General features: G+C 84.8%; 1 protein-coding gene. It reads left to right on the forward strand.

Features of this window, described 5'->3' with window-relative positions:
- Nucleotides 1-369 (forward strand): glycosyltransferase family 9 protein (locus RKE29_RS30595; protein ID WP_369016078.1); only part of this gene is annotated, 369 nt, incomplete at both ends.

Genomic DNA, 369 nt, shown 5'->3' on the forward strand with positions numbered 1-369 from the left:
CTGCTGCCCGCCGCCGCGCCCGGCCGGGCCGTGCCCGGCCGCCTGGCGTGGACCGGGCCGCCGCCGGACCTGGCCGTGGACCTGCACGGCGACGGCCCGGCCAGCCGGGCGCCGCTGCGCGCCCTGTGCCCGGTCCGGCTGCTGGCGTACGCGCACCCCGCGGGCCCGGGGACCCGCGGCCCGGCCTGGGACCCGGACGAGCACGAACGGCTCCGCTGGTGCCGGCTGCTGACCTGGCACGGCATCCCCGCCGACCCCGCCGACCTGCGGCTGCCCCCGCCCGCCCAGCCCGTGCCCGCCCCCGGCGCGGTCGTCCTGCACCCCGGCGCCGACGCGGCCGCCCGCCGCTGGCCCGCGGAGCGGTTCGCC

Source organism: Streptomyces sp. B1866 (genome assembly GCF_031932565.1).
In the GTDB taxonomy this organism is placed as follows: Bacteria; Actinomycetota; Actinomycetes; order Streptomycetales; family Streptomycetaceae; genus Streptomyces.